The sequence below is a fragment of the Rhizobium sp. P1_E1 genome (assembly GCF_056406015.1).
This window is the reverse complement of record NZ_JBFUAY010000305.1, coordinates 1-4,368: the sequence shown is the minus strand read 5'-3', so window position 1 is coordinate 4,368 and position 4,368 is coordinate 1. Positions and strand designations below refer to the sequence as shown.

Here is a 4,368-nt window from a genome sequence, read left to right as displayed (position 1 = left end):
TGTCGATTCAGCACTTCCATCGGCCCCTCGGAGTCACCAGCGCTTTATAACGCAGCAGGGGGCGGATGGTTCCGAGGCAGCCCGAATTTCAGACGGCCTTGACCTGCGGGTAGAACCTCTCGCCGACACGCTCGGCAGCGGCATAGGCCTGCGAGACGATCTCCGGCACGAGATCAATATCCGGCAGACTGCCAAGGCCGAGCGGGCCGACGGCAAAGAGCCCGGCGACCGTCGAACCATCATCGAGGAAGGGCTCGCCGCGCGCATTGACCGCGAGCCCCAGCGAGAGCTCGTCCGGCTGGGCCAGGCCGGCGGAAAGCAGGCTCTGCATCAAGGGTGCTGAAAGATCCGGCGCCTGACAGCGGCAATCAATGATGCGCTCGGCATGGATGACTTCCTCGGCGGCGGAACCGGCCGGCGTGAAGAACAGGCCACTCAGGCCCCGGCGCCCGGCGCGGCCGCGGCGCAGCACCGTGCGGCCTTCGGCAAGCTCGCGTTTCAGCCGCAGGTGCATGGCCTCCGGTAGGCGGTTGCGATGGCTGTCGTAGATTGCCCTGAGGTGGCGGTTGAATTGATGCTTGTCGCGAGCCGGCAGCGAACGCCAAAGCGAGCGGGCATGTTTCCTCAGGCCGTTCATCACCGATTGCCAGCTACGCCCCGCTTCCTCCGCCTCGCGACAAGCTTGACGGATGAAGTGCACGATCTCCGGCAGGCTCTGCGGCAGCGCTTCGGCCGGGAAGACCGGGTCGGCGGAATTCGGCGTATGGCTCTGCGGCAGAAAGCCGCGCCGGGAAATGATCGTCACCTGGCCGGCATAACCCGAATCGCGCAGCTGCAGCAGCTGGTCAACGACGCGGATGCCGCTGCCGAGCAAGACCGCATGCGGCCGCGCGACGAGGCGCTGGGCCCTGACCGGCGAAGCGTCCTGCTCGCCGGCATCCGGCGCAGACAGGCCGTAACCGGTGGCGAGGATCACGGTATCGAACAGCGGATTGGCGGGATTGGCGCTTTCGAGCAGGAAGCGGTTGCCGTGGCTCCTGCGGATCGCCACGACCGGATCGTTGCAGACCTGGACGGTGATGTCCCTGCGCGCGGCCAGCGCTTCCGAAAAGCGCTGGTAAACATAATCGCTGAAGATTTCCTTCGGCACGAAGATCTGCCGGAATCCGGGGATGGCGGCCGGCACAGCGGCGCGGAAGGCAGCGTTGCTGCAGAGCCAGTCGTTGAAATCGTCATTGTCGCCGACCGAAACCGAGAGATCGCGCACACGGGTGTTGAGGATCGTCGAGGAGCGGGCTGACGCCAGCGCCTGCCCACCGCTGACCGACGAATTCGGATCGAACAGCTGCAGGTGGAAGGGCGCGCGCACCGTCTTCATCAGCGCGATGGCTGTCATCATGCCGGAAAAGCCGCGCCCGACGATCGCAATGCGCGGTACGGCTGATATCTGCGCCGCCGCATTGGCTCTCGCCGAAAAAAGTCCCTGAACCGTCATCGCAACTCCTTTGCGGCTTCATCCGCACCGTGGGTCGATCGAGGGTTTCAACGCATAAAACAGCGGTTCACGCGTTGATGAGGTTCATGCGGCCATTCACAACACCTGCCGCGGTATTAGGGTCCGAACCAGCGGCCCCACAAGGGAACTAGGGGAGCAATCACGCTCGTCCATAGTCTATCAAACTAGTAGTGTATGAAAGCGCTAAATGGCGCAGGTGGCAAGAGCTTTGTTGCCATATCTCTTCAAGTTATTGAAATATAACATAATCTAGAAGTATCCCGTGGAAATCTGGCCGACTTTTGCGCCTGGAACTGCGAATTGATCGTTGAAAACGTCAGATCAGCGACCGCAGCTGCCTGGCCCGGAGCGAGGGCTTTCAGCGGCATGGGTCTCTCCGGCGGCGGTTGGCTGTCGGCATTCGCCTGCTGCAACCCGTTCGCGCACAGATTGTTCCAGCCCGGATGCGAGGAGACCTCACGTAAAAATAACCAACTGGTGAATTCTTTACTTGAACCCCCAAATGGAATCGGCAAAAGTGAAGGTGCTATCAATCCCTTCATGGATTTGCCGTCTTTTCGGGCCAGCGTCCGACCACACATCTATTGGAAAAAATACCGTGAGCAGCGATGCGTTAATACGCGCGACGAAGCCTTCGGCTTCGATGGCGCTTGCAACTGCGGCAGGCTGGGGCCGAGGCCTCTTCACATTGGTGCGCATCACCATGATGGCCTTCCGCCACCCCTGGCAATCCGGCTTTGCGATCGGCGCCACGCTTGTCGCTTCCACCTTCCAGCTGATGATCCCGCGCCTTCTCGGCCAGGCAGTCGACCACACGCAGATGGCGATGAGCGGTGGTGCGGCGGGCCAGGCGGCACAGGACGCGCTTCTGACTACGGCGTTGCTGCTGCTCGGCGCCAGTGTGCTGCGCGGCCTGTTCACCATGGTCCAGAATTATTACAGCGAAGCCGTCGGCCATCACATCGGCTACGAGTTGCGGCTGGCCTGCTACGAGAAGATCCAGCGGCTCTCCTTCAGCTTTCATGACACCGTGCATTCCGGCGACCTGATCACCGTCGGCCTGCTCGATCTCGAAGGCGTGCGCATGTATTTTTCCACCGCGCTCGTCCGGATGATCCTGCTGTCGATCCTGATCGGCATCGGCGCCTATATGCTGCTGTCGACCGATGTCGTGCTCGGCCTCCTGGCGCTGAGCTTCGTTCCCTTCGTCGGCTGGCGCTCCTCGGTGACGCAACTGCGGCTGCGCGCCACCTGGCTCGACCTGCAGGAGCGGCTTTCGGTGCTGACCCGCATCATGGAAGAGAATCTCGGCGGCATCCGCGTCGTGCGCGCCTTTGCCGCCCACGAACACGAGATTTCGAAATTCGAGGCGGCGTCGAAAAACGCGCTGGCGCTCGCGCATCAGCGCGTCGGCATCCGCGTCACCAATACCAGCGCCATGACTTTCTCCTTCTTCGCGGCGATGGGCCTGGTGCTCTGGGTCGGCGGCGGCAAGGTGATGTCGGGCGAGATCACCGTCGGCACGCTGGCCTCGTTCCTGACCTTCATGACCATCCTGCAGATGCCGGTGCGCCAGCTCGGCCTGATGGTCAACGCCTTTGCCCGCGCCTCCACCTGCGGCTCACGCCTCTTTGCCCTTCTCGACCTCGACATCGCGATCAAGGACGCGCCGGATGCGAAGGAGCTGAACCTCACGGACGGCGTGCTGCGCTTCGAAAACGTCAGCTTCGCCTATCCGGGTTCCGAAAAGCGCACCGTGCTCCAGGATGTCTCCTTCGAAGCCCGGCGCGGCCAGACGATCGGCATCGTCGGACCTCCGGGCAGCGGCAAGTCGACGATCGCGCATCTGATCCCACGCTTCTACGATGTCAGCGGCGGCAAGATCACCATCGACGGCCAGGACATCCGCAAGGCGACGCTGCAATCGCTGCGCCGGGCCGTGGCCGTCGTCCAGCAGGATTCCTTCCTGTTCACCACGACGATCGAAAACAACATCGCCTATGGCGACCCGTGGGCGAAGGAGGGCCGCATCGAGCGCGCCAGCGAAAGCGCCCAGTTGCATAATTACGTGCTCGGCCTTCCCACAGGTTATGGCACTGTCGTCGGCGAGCGCGGCGTTTCGCTTTCCGGCGGCCAGCGGCAGCGTCTTTCGATCGCCCGCGCGCTGATGCTGAAACCGGCAGTGATGGTATTCGACGATTCGACGGCGGCGATCGATGCCGCCACCGAGCAGCGCATCCGCAGCGCCATGCGCCGCTATGCCGCCGACCGCGTAACGATCATCGTTGCCCACCGCCTGAGCTCGCTGATGCATGCCGACCAGATCCTGTTCGTCGAAGACGGCCGGATCGTCGAGCGCGGCACGCATGCGGCGCTGCTTTCGCTCGGCGGGCGCTACAAGGCGCTCTACGACCTTCAGGTGCGGCCGGGCGACGAGGCGCTGAGCGCCTAGCAACGGGTATGTTCCCCTCTGCTCCCAAGTGGAGAGGAACGAGTAGTGACTATGCAGGCCACCGGAAGTGATGGCCGCGGGAGGAATGACATGGCCGAGGAACTGGAAACCGAGCGCCCCGACGTTCGCGAGGATGGGCGCCGCCCGCCACGGGCGGTGGTCGGTTCGCATCGCGTCGAGGAGGAGATGTTCGGCAAGGCCTTCGACGGCAACATCGTCAAGCGCATCTGGGTTTTCGTCCACCCCTATCGCCGTCAGGTCCTCTGGTCCGTCGTCGCCGTTCTGACCTTCACGATGATGCAGCTCACCATCCCGCTGATCATCCGCTATGCCATCGACCACGGCATGTCGCCGGGCGGCAACCATTCGGCACTGGCCTGGTCGATCGCCGCCTTCACTG

At 63.2% G+C, this 4,368-nt stretch carries 3 protein-coding genes and 1 pseudogene; 2 read left to right on the top strand and 2 right to left on the bottom strand.

The features are described from left to right. Positions 1–88: 88 nt before the first annotated feature. Together AC1D1Z_RS34515 and AC1D1Z_RS34510 are read right to left on the bottom strand one after the other, a co-directional pair. Positions 89–1,495, bottom strand: coding sequence for an FAD/NAD(P)-binding protein (locus tag AC1D1Z_RS34515; protein ID WP_028732710.1), 1,407 nt, complete (start codon positions 1,493–1,495; stop codon positions 89–91). Positions 1,496–1,740: 245 nt separating this feature from the next. Then, complete coding sequence (locus tag AC1D1Z_RS34510) at positions 1,741–2,058, bottom strand: hypothetical protein (RefSeq protein WP_144083744.1); 318 nt, start codon at positions 2,056–2,058, stop codon at positions 1,741–1,743. On the opposite strand from AC1D1Z_RS34510, the gene AC1D1Z_RS34505 reads away from it, so the two are divergent. Together AC1D1Z_RS34505 and AC1D1Z_RS34500 are read left to right on the top strand one after the other, a co-directional pair. Next, positions 2,007–3,968, top strand: coding sequence for an ABC transporter ATP-binding protein (locus tag AC1D1Z_RS34505; protein ID WP_026231043.1), 1,962 nt, complete (start codon positions 2,007–2,009; stop codon positions 3,966–3,968). The two genes, AC1D1Z_RS34510 and AC1D1Z_RS34505, sit on opposite strands and share 52 nt — an antisense overlap. A 90-nt stretch (positions 3,969–4,058) precedes the next feature. Beyond that, positions 4,059–4,368, top strand: a pseudogene (locus AC1D1Z_RS34500) (ABC transporter ATP-binding protein); the annotation flags it as partial.